This window comes from Pseudomonas sp. NFACC45, from assembly GCF_900113505.1.
GTDB lineage: Bacteria > Pseudomonadota > Gammaproteobacteria > Pseudomonadales > Pseudomonadaceae > Aquipseudomonas > Aquipseudomonas tehranensis.
Map to the genome: position 1 here is coordinate 190,299 of NZ_FOPO01000006.1, position 15,200 is coordinate 205,498.

Annotated in this window: 13 protein-coding genes and 1 pseudogene; 10 read left to right on the forward strand and 4 right to left on the reverse strand. The window is 57.6% G+C overall.

Annotated elements, in window-relative coordinates:
• Window positions 1-54: 54 nt before the first annotated feature.
• Entirely contained in the window at window positions 55-2,052 is a 1,998-nt protein-coding gene (gene tkt, locus BM132_RS13060) for a transketolase (protein ID WP_092455771.1), read from the reverse strand.
• A 257-nt stretch (window positions 2,053-2,309) separates the two neighbouring features.
• Between tkt and BM132_RS13065 the strand changes: the two genes are divergently transcribed.
• From BM132_RS13065 to BM132_RS13100, 7 genes and pseudogenes are all read left to right on the forward strand, one after another.
• Entirely contained in the window at window positions 2,310-3,305 is a 996-nt protein-coding gene (locus BM132_RS13065) for an ArsR/SmtB family transcription factor (RefSeq protein ID WP_092401593.1), read from the forward strand.
• A gap of 19 nt (window positions 3,306-3,324) precedes the next feature.
• Entirely contained in the window at window positions 3,325-4,515 is a 1,191-nt protein-coding gene (gene metK, locus BM132_RS13070; RefSeq protein WP_047230414.1) for a methionine adenosyltransferase, read from the forward strand.
• A gap of 565 nt (window positions 4,516-5,080) precedes the next feature.
• A complete protein-coding gene (pseG, locus tag BM132_RS13080) occupies window positions 5,081-6,178 on the forward strand; it encodes a UDP-2,4-diacetamido-2,4,6-trideoxy-beta-L-altropyranose hydrolase (RefSeq protein WP_092455776.1) in 1,098 nt (365 codons plus the stop codon).
• 108 nt (window positions 6,179-6,286) lie between these two features.
• Window positions 6,287-7,549, forward strand: coding sequence for a UDP-4-amino-4,6-dideoxy-N-acetyl-beta-L-altrosamine N-acetyltransferase (gene pseH, locus BM132_RS13085; protein ID WP_092455778.1), 1,263 nt, complete (start codon window positions 6,287-6,289; stop codon window positions 7,547-7,549).
• Window positions 7,546-8,592, forward strand: coding sequence for a pseudaminic acid synthase (gene pseI / locus BM132_RS13090; protein ID WP_076383379.1), 1,047 nt, complete (start codon window positions 7,546-7,548; stop codon window positions 8,590-8,592). The genes pseH and pseI overlap by 4 nt, the downstream gene beginning before the upstream one ends.
• Window positions 8,585-9,256 (forward strand): PIG-L deacetylase family protein, encoded by a 672-nt coding sequence (locus BM132_RS13095; protein ID WP_092455780.1) that lies wholly within the window; start codon window positions 8,585-8,587, stop codon window positions 9,254-9,256. Before pseI ends, BM132_RS13095 begins: the two co-directional genes overlap by 8 nt.
• Window positions 9,257-9,322: 66 nt before the next feature.
• A pseudogene (locus BM132_RS13100) lies at window positions 9,323-9,463 on the forward strand (methionine adenosyltransferase domain-containing protein); the annotation flags it as partial.
• 17 nt (window positions 9,464-9,480) lie between these two features.
• Here BM132_RS13100 and BM132_RS13105 read toward each other — a convergent pair.
• Window positions 9,481-10,101 carry a LysE family translocator gene (locus tag BM132_RS13105; protein ID WP_092455782.1) on the reverse strand — a complete coding sequence of 207 codons (621 nt, stop codon included), beginning with the start codon at window positions 10,099-10,101 and terminating at the stop codon, window positions 9,481-9,483.
• Window positions 10,102-10,308: 207 nt separating this feature from the next.
• Here BM132_RS13105 and ligB point away from each other — a divergent pair, with 207 nt between their 5' ends.
• Complete coding sequence (gene ligB, locus BM132_RS13110) at window positions 10,309-11,982, forward strand: NAD-dependent DNA ligase LigB (protein ID WP_092455784.1); 1,674 nt, start codon at window positions 10,309-10,311, stop codon at window positions 11,980-11,982.
• A gap of 88 nt (window positions 11,983-12,070) precedes the next feature.
• Entirely contained in the window at window positions 12,071-12,466 is a 396-nt protein-coding gene (locus BM132_RS13115) for a DUF1090 domain-containing protein (protein ID WP_092455786.1), read from the forward strand.
• 59 nt (window positions 12,467-12,525) lie between these two features.
• Here BM132_RS13115 and BM132_RS13120 read toward each other — a convergent pair whose 3' ends face one another.
• A complete protein-coding gene (locus tag BM132_RS13120; RefSeq protein WP_092401582.1) occupies window positions 12,526-12,975 on the reverse strand; it encodes a c-type cytochrome in 450 nt (149 codons plus the stop codon).
• Between the two features lie 123 nt (window positions 12,976-13,098).
• On the opposite strand from BM132_RS13120, the gene BM132_RS13125 reads away from it, so the two are divergent.
• Window positions 13,099-14,283, forward strand: coding sequence for a murein transglycosylase A (locus BM132_RS13125; protein ID WP_092455788.1), 1,185 nt, complete (start codon window positions 13,099-13,101; stop codon window positions 14,281-14,283).
• A gap of 266 nt (window positions 14,284-14,549) precedes the next feature.
• On the opposite strand, the gene BM132_RS13130 is transcribed toward BM132_RS13125, so the two are convergent.
• Window positions 14,550-14,921 carry a DUF6124 family protein gene (locus BM132_RS13130; protein WP_092455790.1) on the reverse strand — a complete coding sequence of 124 codons (372 nt, stop codon included), beginning with the start codon at window positions 14,919-14,921 and terminating at the stop codon, window positions 14,550-14,552.
• Between the last annotated feature and the right edge of the window lie 279 nt (window positions 14,922-15,200).

The window sequence follows — 15,200 nt, forward strand, 5'->3', positions numbered from 1 at the left end:
ATGTGGGAGCGGGCTTGCTCGCGAAGGCGGCAGCTCAAACGACGCGACTTCGGATCAGTCTTCCAACAGCTCTTCAGCCTGACCCAGGATGTTTTCCAGGGTAAAGCCGAACTCCTCGAACAACGCCGGCGCAGGCGCCGATTCGCCGTAGGTGGTCATGCCGATCACGCGACCTTCCAGGCCGACGTACTTGTACCAGTAATCGGCGTGAGCGGCTTCGATGGCGATCCGGGCGCTGACTTGCAACGGCAATACCGCTTGCTTGTAGCCGGCGTCCTGGGCGTCGAACACGCTGGTGCACGGCATGGACACCACGCGTACGTTGCGGCCCTGGGCAGTCAGTTTGTCGTAGGCCTGAACGGCCAGGCCGACTTCGGAGCCGGTGGCGATCAGGATCAACTCAGGTTCGCCAATGCAGTCCTTGAGCACATAGCCGCCGCGGGTGATGTCGCCGATCTGGTCGGCATCGCGGTTCTGGTGCTGCAGGTTCTGGCGGGAGAAGATCAGCGCCGATGGACCGTCGTTACGCTCGATGGCGTATTTCCAGGCCACTGCCGATTCCACGGCGTCACATGGGCGCCAGGTGTCCAGGTTCGGCGTGCAGCGCAGGCTTGCCAGTTGCTCGATCGGCTGGTGAGTCGGGCCGTCTTCGCCCAGGCCGATGGAGTCGTGGGTGAACACATACAGCACGCGCTTCTTCATCAGGGCCGACATGCGCACTGCGTTGCGGGCGTATTCCATGAACATCAGGAAGGTAGCGCCGTAAGGCACCAGGCCGCCGTGCAGAGCCACGCCGTTCATGATCGCGCTCATGCCGAACTCGCGAACGCCGTAATACATGTAGTTGCCGCTGGCATCTTCGGCGCTGACGCCTTTGCAGCCCTTCCACAAGGTCAGGTTGGAACCGGCCAGGTCGGCCGAACCGCCGAGCAGCTCCGGCAGCAGCGGGCCAAAAGCGTTGAGGGTGTTCTGGCTGGCCTTGCGGCTGGCAATGGTTTCGCCTTTGGCGGCGACTTCAGCGATATAAGCCGAGGCTTTTTCAGCGAAGTCGGCAGGCAGCTCGCCGCTGAGGCGACGGACCAGTTCATTGGCCAGCTCAGGGAACTCGGCGGAGTAGGCGGCAAAGCGCTGGTCCCACTCGGCTTCGGCAGCGCGGCCTTTTTCCTTGGCGTCCCACTCGGCATAAATGTCTGCCGGGATTTCGAACGGACCATGTTCCCACTTCAACGCAGCGCGGGTCAGGGCGATTTCCTCGGCACCCAGTGGCGCGCCGTGACAGTCTTCCTTGCCTTGTTTGTTGGGCGAACCGAAACCGATGGTGGTCTTGCAGCAGATCAGGGTCGGCTGGGCGCTCTTGCGCGCCGTCTCGATGGCGGTCTTGATCTCTTCCGGGTCATGGCCGTCGACATTGCGGATGACCAGCCAGTTGTAGGCTTCGAAGCGCTTGGGGGTGTCGTCGGTGAACCAGCCTTCGACTTCGCCGTCGATGGAGATGCCGTTGTCATCGTAGAAAGCGATCAGCTTGTTCAGGCCCAAGGTGCCGGCCAGGGAGGCGACTTCATGGGAAATACCTTCCATCATGCAGCCATCACCCAGGAACACGTAGGTGTGGTGATCGACAACGTTGTGGCCGGGGCGATTGAACTGCGCTGCCAGGACTTTTTCCGCCAGGGCAAAGCCCACGGCGTTGGCCAGACCCTGGCCCAGTGGACCGGTGGTGGTTTCCACGCCTGGGGTGTAGCCGTATTCCGGGTGGCCAGGGGTGCGGCTATGCAACTGGCGGAAATTCTTCAGGTCATCGATCGACAGGTCATAACCGGTCAGGTGCAGCAACGAATAGATCAACATCGAGCCGTGGCCGTTGGACAACACGAAGCGGTCACGGTCGGCGAACGAGGGGTTGCTCGGGTTGTGCTTGAGGTAGTCGCGCCAAAGCACCTCGGCGATATCCGCCATCCCCATAGGGGCACCGGGATGGCCGCTGTTGGCTTTTTGCACGGCATCCATGCTGAGTGCACGGATGGCATTGGCACGCTCACGACGGCTGGGCATCGCTGATCTCCTGGGTTTTGAATGGTGGAACCGAAAAAAGGCGAGCATTTTCCCTCACCCACCCGCCCCGGGGCAATGACAGATAGTCATCCAGAGGCTTTTTTCCGGTGGATAAAGTCGCATTCGCCAGGTGAAACCTTTCCGCTGAAGGTTTGTAGAGTCACGCACGCCTTGGGAAGTGCCATTTATCGAGCAATATCAAAACTTTTTGATATTGACCTTGCGGTGATCCATACCCCTCACTAGACTGCCGCCCTATGAACTTACGCGTGCCTTCCATTCGCCATGATGATTGCGATGAGCTGGCGGCCCTTTGCAAGGCCGGCGGCGATCCGTTGCGGCTCAATGTATTGCGCGCCTTGGCCAACGATTCGTTCGGCGTACTGGAACTGGCGCAGATCTTCGGCATCGGTCAATCCGGCATGAGCCACCACCTCAAGGTCCTGGCCCAGGCCGACCTGGTGGCGACCCGTCGTGAAGGCAATGCGATTTTTTACCGCCGCGCCCTGCCCCATACCGATCTGCTGGGCGGCAAGCTGCATGCCGCGTTGCTCGAAGAGGTGGATGAGCTGGACCTGCCGACAGACGTGCAGGCCCGCATCGCCCAGGTACACGGGCAGCGAGCCGCCGCCAGCCAGGATTTTTTCGCCCGGGTGGCCGAGAAGTTTCGCGCCCAGCAGGACCTGATTGCCGGGTTGCCGCAGTACCGTGAAAGCGTCGTGGCGCTGCTCGACAAACTGGGCTTCGAGCCCACCGCCACGGCCATTGAAGTCGGCCCTGGCGACGGTGCGTTTCTGCCGGAGCTGGCCCGGCGTTTCAGCCAAGTGACGGCGCTGGACAACAGCCCGGCCATGCTCGAGCTGGCACGCCAGGTGTGCGAACGTGAAACACTGGCTAATGTCAGCCTGCAACTGGCCGATGCCTTGAATGGTGTGAGCCTGCAGGCCGATTGCGTTGTATTGAACATGGTGCTTCACCATTTCGCCGCGCCGGCCGATGCGCTCAAGCACATGGCCGATTTGCTGCAACCGGGCGGTAGCCTGTTAGTGACAGAGTTATGCAGCCACAACCAGAGTTGGGCCAAGGAGGCCTGCGGTGATCTCTGGCTGGGGTTTGAACAGGACGATCTGGCCCGTTGGGCCACCGCTGCGGGCCTCGTGCCCGGGGAAAGCCTCTATGTGGGCTTACGTAATGGTTTCCAGATCCAGGTCCGCCATTTTCAGCGACCGGCTGGCGACACTCACCATCGGTAACTTGTAGGAAAACATCGAGATGAGCGAATACTCCCTTTTCACCTCCGAGTCCGTGTCTGAAGGGCATCCGGACAAAATCGCCGACCAGATTTCTGATGCGGTGCTGGACGCCATCATTGCTGAAGACAAGTTCGCCCGCGTGGCGTGCGAAACTCTGGTGAAAACGGGCGTGGCGATCATCGCTGGCGAAGTCACCACTTCAGCCTGGGTCGACCTGGAACAGATCGTCCGTGACGTCATCCTGGGCATTGGCTACAACAGCTCCGACGTCGGCTTCGATGGCGCGACCTGCGGCGTGATGAACATCATCGGCAAGCAGTCCCCCGACATCAACCAGGGTGTTGACCGCGCCAAGCCTGAAGACCAGGGTGCCGGCGACCAGGGCCTGATGTTCGGCTACGCCAGCAACGAGACCGACGTGCTGATGCCAGCACCGATCACCTTCTCGCACCAGTTGGTTCAACGCCAGGCTGAAGCCCGTAAATCCGGCCTGCTGCCTTGGCTGCGCCCGGATGCCAAGTCCCAGGTGACGTGCCGTTACGAAGGCGGCAAGGTTGTCGGTATCGATGCCGTCGTACTGTCGACCCAGCACAACCCTGAAGTGTCCTACAAAGACCTGCGCGAAGGCGTAATGGAGCTGATCGTCAAGCACGTACTGCCTGCCGAGCTGCTGTCCAAGGACACTCAGTTCCACATCAACCCGACCGGCCAGTTCATCATCGGTGGCCCGGTGGGCGACTGCGGCCTGACCGGTCGCAAGATCATCGTCGACAGCTACGGCGGCATGGCCCGTCACGGCGGTGGCGCGTTCTCCGGCAAGGATCCATCCAAGGTCGACCGTTCGGCGGCCTATGCCGGTCGTTATGTGGCCAAGAACATCGTGGCCGCCGGTCTGGCCGAGCGCTGCGAGATCCAGGTTTCCTACGCCATCGGCGTTGCTCAGCCTACCTCGATCTCGCTGAACACCTTCGGCACCGGCAAGATCGGCGATGACAAGATCATCAAGCTGGTTCGTGAAGTGTTCGACCTGCGTCCGTACGCCATCACCACCATGCTCGACCTGCTGCACCCGATGTACCAGGACACTGCTGCCTACGGCCACTTCGGTCGCACGCCGCAAACCAAGACGGTCGGTGACGACACCTTCACCACGTTCACCTGGGAAAAAACCGACCGCGCCGACGCCCTGCGCGCCGCTGCCGGCCTGTAAAAACTGCAGGCATGAAAAGCCCCTGGCGACTGGGTCGTCAGGGGCTTTTTCATACCTTGAAGATCACCCTGGCGAGGGAGCTTCATTGGAGCTACGCCCCGCGCCATCAGCAAAACGGCGTAGCACTGGCAAGCAGCCAGCGACGATCAGGCCAATATCTTCCACTCGATGGACCCCACCAGCTATGGTGTTGATTTTCCGCTCGAGAACCAAGCATGGGCGGCTGACTTCATGCACTTTTGCAAAGGTAAGATGATGGTCAGCATTACCGATTATCCGAACATCCGATGGGTGTTCAATGACGCCACTTCGAAACGCTGGACATTCCGCTACAGCAACACCAATCAGCGCGGCGCGAGGTTGAGGTCAGTGGAGGACTGGTGACTAAGGACCGGAAATCAGCAGCACTAGGCGGATTGTTCGGGGGTCATGTACAGTACGGCTATATGAAGCCACCACCTATAAATGTTTGGTCGACAATTGCAGAACAGGTTGCATGTGAACTCAAGCAAATAATTGAAGAGTATTGCAACGTCATTGAGCCTACCAACTTGAAGATAATTTCTTGAATATTGTATTTCGGACTGACGCCTCTCTGCAAATAGGCACCGGCCATGTCATGCGCTGCTTGACTTTGGCCGATGCGCTGAGCACACGGGGAGCAGAGTGTCATTTCATCTGTCGCGAACATCCCGGCCACTTGATCGAGTTTATCCGCAGTAAGGGCTATGGTGTATCTGTATTACCAGTTTCTGCATTCGAGTCTGAGCGTGCGCCTGCATCTGTCGAGCCACAGCTCGCACATGCTGATTGGCTTGGTGTCCGTTGGCAACAGGATGCTGACGAGTGTGCCGCCATATTGACAAAGAAGCAGACGAATTGGTTGATCGTCGACCACTACGCACTCGACAGCCGATGGGAGTCAGCTCTAAAAAACAATTATTCTAAGCTCATGGTGATCGATGATCTTGCCGATAGGTCGCATGTCTGTCACTTACTGCTAGATCAGACTTATAGTCGTGCAGCTGCTGATTACTTACCGTGGGTGCCTGAGGACTGCATTTTACTATGTGGCTCTCGTTATGCCTTGCTACGGCCAGAGTTTGCACAAATCCGCTCATACAGTTTGCAACGTCGTGCTAATTCGCACCTGCGGCAGCTGCTGATTACCATGGGAGGGGTCGACAGGCACAATGCAACTGGCAAGGTGCTGGAGAAGCTGAAATCATGCGAGCTGCCAGCAGATTGCCGCATCGTTGTAGTGATGGGAGCAACAGCTCCTTGGTTGAGCGATGTGCAACGGTGTGCCGAGCAGCTACCTTGGACCGTAGAGATCAAGGTTGATGTCCGCGATATGGCGCAGCTAATGGCCGACAGCGATTTTGCCATCGGGGCTGCGGGGGCGACATCCTGGGAGCGCTGCTGCCTCGGACTGCCCACTATCATGCTAGTATTAGCCGACAATCAGAGAACCATAGCTCAGGCCCTGGATGCCGTAGGCGCTGCGTTTCTAAGTGATTTATTAACTCTTGATGTTCGCCCGCTGATAACTATGCAACAAATTGAGCCTGCCACGCTTTCCGCAATGAGCGCCTCGGCCGCCTCAATCACAGATGGCTTGGGAGTGTTGCAGGTAGTAGACATTTTAATTTGCAAGATTTGAAAGTGCTGATTTCTTGAGAGTAATATGCATGAGCACACGCAAAAATTGGTTTCAAGGCGATGATACAAGCCAGCTTTACCACACTATTTTGTCCTCCAGGTGAAGATAATGTCACTTCGTTTATTGGTTGAATCTGACCTGGCGATGGTTCGAGCATGGCGTAACGCGCCAGAAGTACGTAAAAGCATGTACTCCACCCACGAAATAAGTGAAACGGAGCACCGTGCCTGGTTTGAACGGATTAGAAATGACTCAACCTCACGCTGGTACGTACATCACTCATGTGATGGTATAGCCGATGGCGTGGTGTACTTCACACAATATGACGTAAAGAGAAGAAGCGCTTTTTGGGGATTTTACGCTGCTCCGGACGCAGCAGCCGGTACAGGTACGAAATTAGGCTTTGATGCGCTCAATGAGGCATTCAACACTTTAGGCCTTCACAAACTAAATGCCGAAGTATTAATCACAAACAAGAAAAGCCTTGCACTTCATACGAAGATTGGATTTGTACATGAAGGCATCTTTCGAGATTCTCACTTCGATGGCAATTGCTACATAGATGTCGTTCGACTTGGCATACTCGCCTCTGAGTGGCCCGCCCACAAAATTGAAATTCAACGGCGCATGGATAGTTTTAAACCATCAACATCCAACCAGACAAAAGCAACGAGCACTGACTGCTACATTGTTGCCAGCGCTAAACCTTGGCACAAGGTCAATTTTGAGATACTCAAATCTGAAAGTCCAGCAAAATGGATCTGGGTATCAACCGCAGAAGAACTGGCTGAAGCGACCACTTTAGATACACCGCGTTATATTTTCTTTCTGCATTGGAACTGGCTGGTACCCGACGAAATCTGGTCACGATTTGAGTGCGTATGCTTTCATATGACAGATGTACCATATGGTCGCGGTGGCAGCCCTTTGCAAAATCTAATTGCCAACGGTCATAAAGAAACAAAACTGACGGCCCTTCGCATGATCGAGACCATGGATGCTGGCCCGGTTTATATAAAGCAGCCCCTCTCTCTGGCTGGACGCGCCGAAGAAATTTACAAGCGTGCAGGTGATCTCAGCTTTGAAATTATACGCTGGATGACTCAAGCGGCACCGGCACCAACGCCGCAAGAAGGGGAAGTGACCATTTTCAAACGTCGAAAGCCGGCGCAAAGTGAACTTCCTCAGAAAGGTACTTTAGGAAAACTTTACGACCACATTCGAATGCTTGATGCCCCTACCTACCCCTTGGGCTTTGTCCAGCATGGAGAGTTTGTCCTTGAGTTTTATCATGCTCGGCTCGATAGTGACCAGCTAAAGGCTCAAGTCACTATTCATAAGCGCACCTCTACAGATCAGGAGTCACTATGAGTTTTGTTATCGATGGCCGGAAAATCGGCCACAACGAACCGCCCTATATAATTGCTGAGCTTTCGGCCAACCATAATGGAAACTTGGAGCGAGCGCTGGAGACTATTGATGCTGCTCAACGTTGTGGTGCGCACGCTATAAAGCTTCAAACTTACTCAGCCGACACCATGACTATCGACTGCGATCGTCCGGAATTCATGATCAAAGGTGGTTTGTGGGACGGTTACAAACTCCACGATCTCTATAAATGGGCACAAACACCTTTTGAGTGGCACCCCGTTATTTTCGAGCACGCCCGCAAGCGTGGAATCACTATATTTTCTACTCCCTTTGATGAGTCCGCTGTTGACCTCCTGGAAAGTTTGAACGCGCCAGCATACAAGATCGCATCCTTTGAAGTAACAGATCTTCCACTGATACGTTACGTAGCCGCTACAGGAAAACCCATTATCATGTCAACTGGCATGGCCAATGAAAGAGAGATTGAAGAGGCTGTTGAAGCTGCCAGAAGCGCAGGGGCGAGAGATCTCGTTCTGTTGCACTGCATCAGCAGTTATCCAGCCCCCATGAACCAAGCTAACTTGCGTCAAATGGCAGAATTGGAACGTCGGTTCGAGACCATACCAGGCCTATCCGATCACACCATGGGCACCACAGCATCCGTAGCGGCTGTAGCATTGGGAGCCTGCCTTATTGAAAAGCACTTCACATTGAGCCGAGCAGACAAAGGACCTGACAGTGAATTCTCGCTAGAACCGGAAGAACTAAAACGGTTGTGTAGCGATGCTTACGACGCGTGGTCGGCGTTGGGAAAAACGGGTTACCAACGCCAACAAGCTGAAGAAGGTAACAAAATTTTCCGACGTTCAGTTTATTTTGTTAATGACGTTGCTGCGGGAGCACCTGTCTCTGCTAGCGACATTCGCCGTATCCGCCCCGGCTTGGGCTTGGCTCCAAAATATTTTGACGACATCGTTGGCAAGAAACTCAAAGTCGCCGTTTCCCGGGGCACCCCAACGTCATGGGATTTGTTCGATGAATAAACGCATCCTCGTAGTAGCTGCACACACAGACGATGAAGCCCTGGGGTGTGGCGGAACCATTGCTCGACATGTCGCGGAAGGTGATACGGTTCATGCTGTTTTCTTAGCGGATGGGGTGAGTTCACGTTCGGATTTAGGTACTGATGAACTTAAAACTCGTGAAGCTGCAGCAGAAATCGCTCACGCTCGACTGGGGATTTCCGGTGTTACTTATCTGGGACTGCCTGATAACAGGCTCGACAGCATGGGACTGCTCGATATCGTACAGCCATTAGAATGCGTTATTAGGGACGTTGCGCCAGAGATTGTTTATACCCATCACTCTGGCGATCTAAATATCGACCATCGCATAACACACCAAGCAGTAATGACCGCCTGCCGCCCCATGCCAGGTAGTAGTGTCCGAGAAATTTATACATTCGAGGTAATGTCCAGCACCGAGTGGGCAAGCCCGGACAACAATCCTTTCTTACCCTCTTGCTTTGTCGATATTAGTGATTACTTGGCAACAAAGTTAGAGGCGCTGGAAGCCTATGAACTGGAGATGCGTGCTGCACCTCACTCACGCAGTATGGAACACCTTGAATACCTTGCTCGTCACCGCGGACAGTCAGTGGGTGTGGCGGCCGCGGAGGCGTTCATGGTCATGAGACTACTTAAATAACTTGCGGAATCAAAGGTTCATTTAATTAATCTGCGTTTTTAAGCTGTCGACGGGGGCGATTCAAGCGAGATTCAGGTTTCTTACGCCATCGGCGTTGCCCAGCCTACCTCGATCTCGCTGAACACCTTCGGCACCGGCGAGATCGGCGATGACAAGATCATCAAGCTGGTTCGTGAAGTGTCCGACCTGCGTCCGTACGCCATCACCACAAGGTAGCATCGAACTCAGGACCGTCGCGCCACCAGCAAGAACGAAGCCGCACTGGCCAGCAGCCCCGCACACAGCCGATTGAACAGACGCTTGCCGCTCGGCCGGGCAAACAGCCGCCGCGCGTAAATCCCCATGTAGCAATACAACCCGATGGCGATGCACTCCAGCGCCAGGAACAGGCCGCCCAGCACGGCGAACTGCTGGGTGACAGTGCTGGCGCGGTCGACAAACTGCGGCAGAAAGGCGGTGAACAACAGGATTGCTTTCGGGTTGCCGATCGCCACCAGAAACTCCTGGCGCGCCAGGCGAGTTACGCTCATCGAAGTGACCGCCGTTTCAGCGCCGGCTTCTGGCTGCGCCCGCCACAATTGCACGGCGAGATAGAACAGATAAGCGGCCCCCACGAACTTGATCCCCAGGAACAACAGTTCCGAGGTATGCAGCACAGCGGTCAACCCCACCGCTGCCAGGGTAATCATGAGTGCAAACGCCAGCAACCGGCCAATGCCACCGCTGCACGCCCGGACGAAGCCATAACGCGAGGCGTTGCTGATGGACAGCAGGTTATTCGGCCCCGGTGCCATGTTCAGCGCGAAGCAGGCCGGGATGAAAACAGCGAGGGTCGTCAGGTCCATAGGGATGCACGCCTGGCAGAGCGGATCGAGCCCCCATTCTGCACTCGCCCCTGATGGGTTCAAGGCACAGTTGCACAACCAAATCACCCTGCACTGTACCGCCACGACTTCGCCATCGGCCCCTGCAAAATCCGGTAACGCTCCCAGCCTCGCAGCTTCTGAGACAGTGACTAGCCTTCAAGCACACCACCAAGCAAGGATGCTTCGATGCTGCCGTTATCACGCCTATTGGCCTGTTTTGTATTCATCTGCTCCCCTGTCATCGCCGCGCCTTGTCCCGACTGGCCCCTCGGACGCGCCCAGGCAGAAATCACCGCCCTGCAACAGCGAATCGACTCATGGGATGACAGCTATCACCGTCTCGGCCGATCACTGGTAGCCGATGAGCTCTACGATCAATCCCGCATCCAGCTGGGCCATTGGCGCGACTGCTTTGATCTTGTGGCACCCAGTTTCCCCCTGCGCACGGCGGGCGGGAAAGTGCCACACCCGGTTGCACACACCGGCCTGGACAAACTCAAGGATGCCGACGCGGTCAAGGCATGGCTGCAAGGTCGAGAAGACCTCTGGGTCCAACCGAAAGTCGATGGCGTGGCCGTGACCTTGATCTATCGCGGAGGGCGCCTGCATCAGGCGATCAGCCGCGGTGATGGTGTCCAGGGGCAAGACTGGACCTGGGCTGCGCACAAAATCAACGCCATCCCGCAACGGTTGCATCAGCCATTGGACCTGGTCATTCAGGGTGAGCTGTACTGGCGGCTGATTGCTCATGTCCAGGCCAGCAACGGCAGTCTCAATGCCCGGGCGACCGTGGCGGGGCTGATGGCGCGCACGAATTTGACCGCGCAGGAGGGGGCGGACATCAGTCTGTTTGTCTGGGACTGGCCTGAAGGGCCGGCCACGCTGCCCGAACGGGAGGCGACCCTCAAAGCGCTTGGTTTTGCCGACACCACCGGCTACAGCCAACCCGTCCAGGCGTTGGCCGACGTCAAGCACTGGCGCGACCACTGGTATCGCACGCCACTGCCCTTTGCCAGCGATGGCGTCGTCCTGCGCCAAAGCCGCCGCCCACCTGCTGACCGCTGGCGGGCCCGGGCGCCGTTCTGGAGCGTGGCCTGGAAATACCCCTATGCCCAGGCCCTGGCCGAGGTGCGCCACGTGCGCTTCAAGATCGGTCGTACCGGGCGCATCACGCCCGTACTGGAACTTGAACCTGCGATGCTCGACGACCGACGAATCCGCCGCGTGAGCGTCAGCTCCCTCAAACGCTGGGAGCAAATGGACATCCGTCCTGGCGACCGGGTCGCCATCAGCCTGGCCGGGCTGACCATTCCACGCCTGGACAGCGTCGTGCTGCGCGGTGTCGAGCGCCAGGACGTGAACGCCCCAGCGGCAGCCGATTATCACTTTTTAAGTTGCTGGCAGCCGACACCCGGCTGCGAAAGCCAGTTTCTGGCGCGCCTGGGCTGGCTCAGCGGCAAGCATGGATTAGCCCTGCCCCATGTTGGCCCGGGCACCTGGGAAAAACTCCTGGCGGCCGGTCGACTCAATGGTTTGCTGGATTGGATGACCCTTGATGCCGACGAGCTTGCTAACATTGCTGGCTTCGGCGAACGCAGCAGCGCCCGCTTGCTCGACAGCCTGTACAGCGCCCGGCAACGTCCTTTTGGGCAGTGGCTCAAGGCCCTTGGCCTGCCACCCACCGGCGAGGTCCGGCTGGAGGGGCCATGGCAGGTGCTTGCCGAGCGCGACATCGAACATTGGCATGCCGAAGCCGGTATCGGCCCGGGACGCGCTGCGCAACTGAGGGCTTTTTTTCGCGACCCACAGGTGCTGGCGTTGAGTGAAGTACTAAAGGGTGCCGGGGTCGACGGTTTTTAATCCAGGTCCCACAGTTGAACCCAAGGGGTAAACGTGCGCTCCAACAGCGCATCTATACCAACCGTTCGCGAGTTTTCACGGAGTTGCTATGAATTTTCTGTCCCCTATCGCACTGCTGACGCTATGCAGCGCCATGTCCGCCCCCCTGATGGCAGCCGAGCAAACACCGGAGCTCACCGGCTGTGCAGCCAAGCGCCAGGGCATCATCAATCAAATCGAGCTGGCCAAGTCCCGCGACAACAAAGACCAGCAAGCCGGCCTGGAAACAGCATTAAGCCAGGTCACCACCCATTGCACCGATGCGTCCCTGCGCAAGGAACGTGAAAACAAGGTCCTTGAAGCCAAGCACGAAGTCAGCCAGCGTCAGGCCGATCTGGACAAAGCCATGAAAAAAGGCGACGCGCAGCGGATCAACAAACGCAAGGACAAGCTGGCGGCTTCTCGCAAAGAGTTGCAGGAAGCGGTGGACGAGTTGGATAAGTAGGCGGCAAGTTTTAAGCAGCAAGCCTAAACCCGACACTTGCAGCTTGCAGCTGCTCCTACTCAATAATCCCGAAACTCTTTATGGCAGGCGCTGCACGCATCCTCTACCTTCTGCACCGCAGGTCCCAGGTTGCTTGCCCTGTAGGGCTGGACCTTGCTGACGCTTACCAACTCACCGGTGGCCGCTTCAAGGCTGCGGGCCAGTTCCTGGAAACGCGCCTGTTTTTGCCAAACCTCATCCCGGGCACTGGTGTGGTCTTCTTCACGCACTTGCGGGAAATGTTTCCACGGCTCGCGGGACAGTTGATCAAGTTGCACCGCGCCCTCGGCAAAGCGCGGGCCGTCGAACGGGATACGACCGCGCAGCATGCCACCGAGCTCTTCGTTGGTCTTGAGCATCTGCTTGAAGATCGCTTTGCGTTGGCCCAGCGGAGAATTGGGATCGACACCGCCACAGGCGGACAACATCAGGCAGGCCAGCACGGCCATGGAAAATCGTTTTACAAACATCTTGGCCTCGGAGCAGGAAACGGCGGTTAGTATCCTCGGGTCATCGGCAAAGACCAATAGCCCTATTATCAATACGGGTTGTCTGGACGCCTGGAGCGTTCGCACGACCGGCAAGGAAAACTCATGCACAGTTTCAAGACCTGGCACAAAGGCCTGGCGTTGACCCTACCGCTTATCGCGCTGTTGGCCGGTTGCAACCGCGGTGACAAAGCCGAGGAGCCCCAGACCCACGCCGTCGCTACTTATGTCAGCGCACCGTGGGAAGCCTTGCCATCGGTGTCCGATGAAGACCTGCTGGCGGGCTTTGGCTCCTGGCGCAGCGCCTGCACCCGGCTCAAGGCCGACGCGGTGTGGGGCGCCACCTGCGCGGCGGCGGCCAATGTGCCGCTGACCGCCGTGGATGTGCGCAACTTTCTGAAGCAGAACCTGGATGTCTACGGCCTGCGCTCGGGTGACAACAGCCCCAACGGTCTGATTACCGGTTACTACGAACCGGTCTACCCCGGCAGCCTCACCCAGACTGCCAGCGCCAACATCCCGGTGTACGGGGTGCCAGAGGACATGATCATCGTCTCGCTGGAGAGTATCTACCCCGAGCTCAAGGGCAAGCGCCTGCGCGGTCGCCTCGAAGGCCGAGTGCTCAAGCCCTACGACGACGCGGCCACCATCGAAACCAACGGGGTGAAGGCACCGGTGATCGCCTGGCTGACAGACCCGATGAACCTGCAATTCCTGCAGATCCAGGGCTCGGGCCGGATTCGACTTGATGACGGCCGCCAGTTGCGCATCGGCTATGCCGACCAGAACGGCCACCCCTACCGGCCCATCGGGCGCTGGCTGGTCGAACAGGGCGAACTGAAGAAAGAAGAGGTGACCATGGGCACCATCAGTGCCTGGGCAAAAGCCAACCCGAACCGGATTCCCGAGTTACTGGGCAGCAACCCCAGCTACGTGTTTTTCACCCGCAACCCGGACAGCAACGAGGGGCCACGGGGCTCCCTGAATGTGCCGCTGACCGCCGGCTACAGCGTGGCGGTGGATCGCAAGGTGATTCCCCTGGGAAGCCTGTTGTGGTTATCCACCACCCGCCCTGACGGCAGTGCATTGAACCGGCCGGTCGCGGCCCAGGACACCGGCGGCGCAATTGCCGGCGAAGTACGGGCAGACCTGTTCTGGGGCACCGGTGAAGCAGCGGGAAACCTGGCTGGGGATATGAAGCAACAGGGACAGATCTGGATGCTGTGGCCCAAGGGCATGGCATTGCCGCAGGTGCCACAGGTGGCGAATGCGGTCAGCGCCAATCCTTGAGAAATGGATTGATGGTACTGGGCCCATCGCGAGCAGGCTCGCACAGGGGGATGGGGTAAGCCGTCACGCAGTTCTTATGTGGGAGCGGGCTTGCTCGCGAAAGCGGTGGGTCAGTTTGCGATGATGTTGGATGTGCCGACGCCTTCGCGAGCAAGCCCGCTCCTACAATTGGATTTGTGTCAGGGCGCAATTTTCCATTCGCCAACAGATCTCTTGTGGGAGTTCAGCCTGCTCGCGACGGCCATCTTCAATCCGCTAAAGGCCTGTCAGTTCGACGCTTGAACCTCAAGCCGATCCATTGCCCGCTCCACCAACAAATGCACCCCGTCGGCCATCCGGCTAATCGCCAGGATCACGCTGCGGCGCGAGCCGTCGACGTCATCAGCCAGGTCGGCGGCGATGGCGCTGATGGACAGCAGGTCTTCGGAGGCGTTGGCCAGTAGGGTTTCGGTGTCGATGTTCGGGGCGACCATGAAAAGTTGTGCCGTTGATGCTTGGCCGGGTGCTTCGTCGGTGGGTTTGGGATTGAGGTAATAGTCGAGGGCGCGCGCGGCGGATTCGTCGAGTTTTTTGGATTTCGAGGATTTGCCGAAGATGTTGCTAGGGTTTTCTGGCGGATTCGGAGTTACTTTGAACATTAGAGATTTCCTAAACAGTTAAGTGGAAACCGTCACCGTTCGCTTGCACGCGAATGGGGGTGGCGGCCGTACGCAGGTGTGCAAGACCGGGCCTGTTTAGGACACCCAGCAGATCCGAGGATCTCCTGCGTGCAGCCGCCATAAAGCCAGTGGGCAGAAGAAGCCCCTGAGCGATGTAGCGTCGCATCCTAAACAGTTTCTTCGGACTTGCACGTCCGTGTCACCGTTTTTTCAGTGACAAACCCAGACTAGCCACGAGCCCGAAGCCGGACAAGTTCA

Coding starts and splice junctions, on each gene's coding strand:
- pseI (WP_076383379.1), top strand. CDS start 7,546: ATGAGTTTTGTTATCGATGGCCGGAAAATCGGCCACAACGAACCGCCC.
- BM132_RS13125 (WP_092455788.1), top strand. CDS start 13,099: ATGCACAGTTTCAAGACCTGGCACAAAGGCCTGGCGTTGACCCTACCG.
- metK (WP_047230414.1), top strand. CDS start 3,325: ATGAGCGAATACTCCCTTTTCACCTCCGAGTCCGTGTCTGAAGGGCAT.
- BM132_RS13115 (WP_092455786.1), top strand. CDS start 12,071: ATGAATTTTCTGTCCCCTATCGCACTGCTGACGCTATGCAGCGCCATG.
- ligB (WP_092455784.1), top strand. CDS start 10,309: ATGCTGCCGTTATCACGCCTATTGGCCTGTTTTGTATTCATCTGCTCC.
- BM132_RS13105 (WP_092455782.1), bottom strand. CDS start 10,101: ATGGACCTGACGACCCTCGCTGTTTTCATCCCGGCCTGCTTCGCGCTG.
- BM132_RS13130 (WP_092455790.1), bottom strand. CDS start 14,921: ATGTTCAAAGTAACTCCGAATCCGCCAGAAAACCCTAGCAACATCTTC.
- BM132_RS13120 (WP_092401582.1), bottom strand. CDS start 12,975: ATGTTTGTAAAACGATTTTCCATGGCCGTGCTGGCCTGCCTGATGTTG.
- tkt (WP_092455771.1), bottom strand. CDS start 2,052: ATGCCCAGCCGTCGTGAGCGTGCCAATGCCATCCGTGCACTCAGCATG.
- BM132_RS13065 (WP_092401593.1), top strand. CDS start 2,310: ATGAACTTACGCGTGCCTTCCATTCGCCATGATGATTGCGATGAGCTG.
- BM132_RS13095 (WP_092455780.1), top strand. CDS start 8,585: ATGAATAAACGCATCCTCGTAGTAGCTGCACACACAGACGATGAAGCC.
- pseH (WP_092455778.1), top strand. CDS start 6,287: ATGTCACTTCGTTTATTGGTTGAATCTGACCTGGCGATGGTTCGAGCA.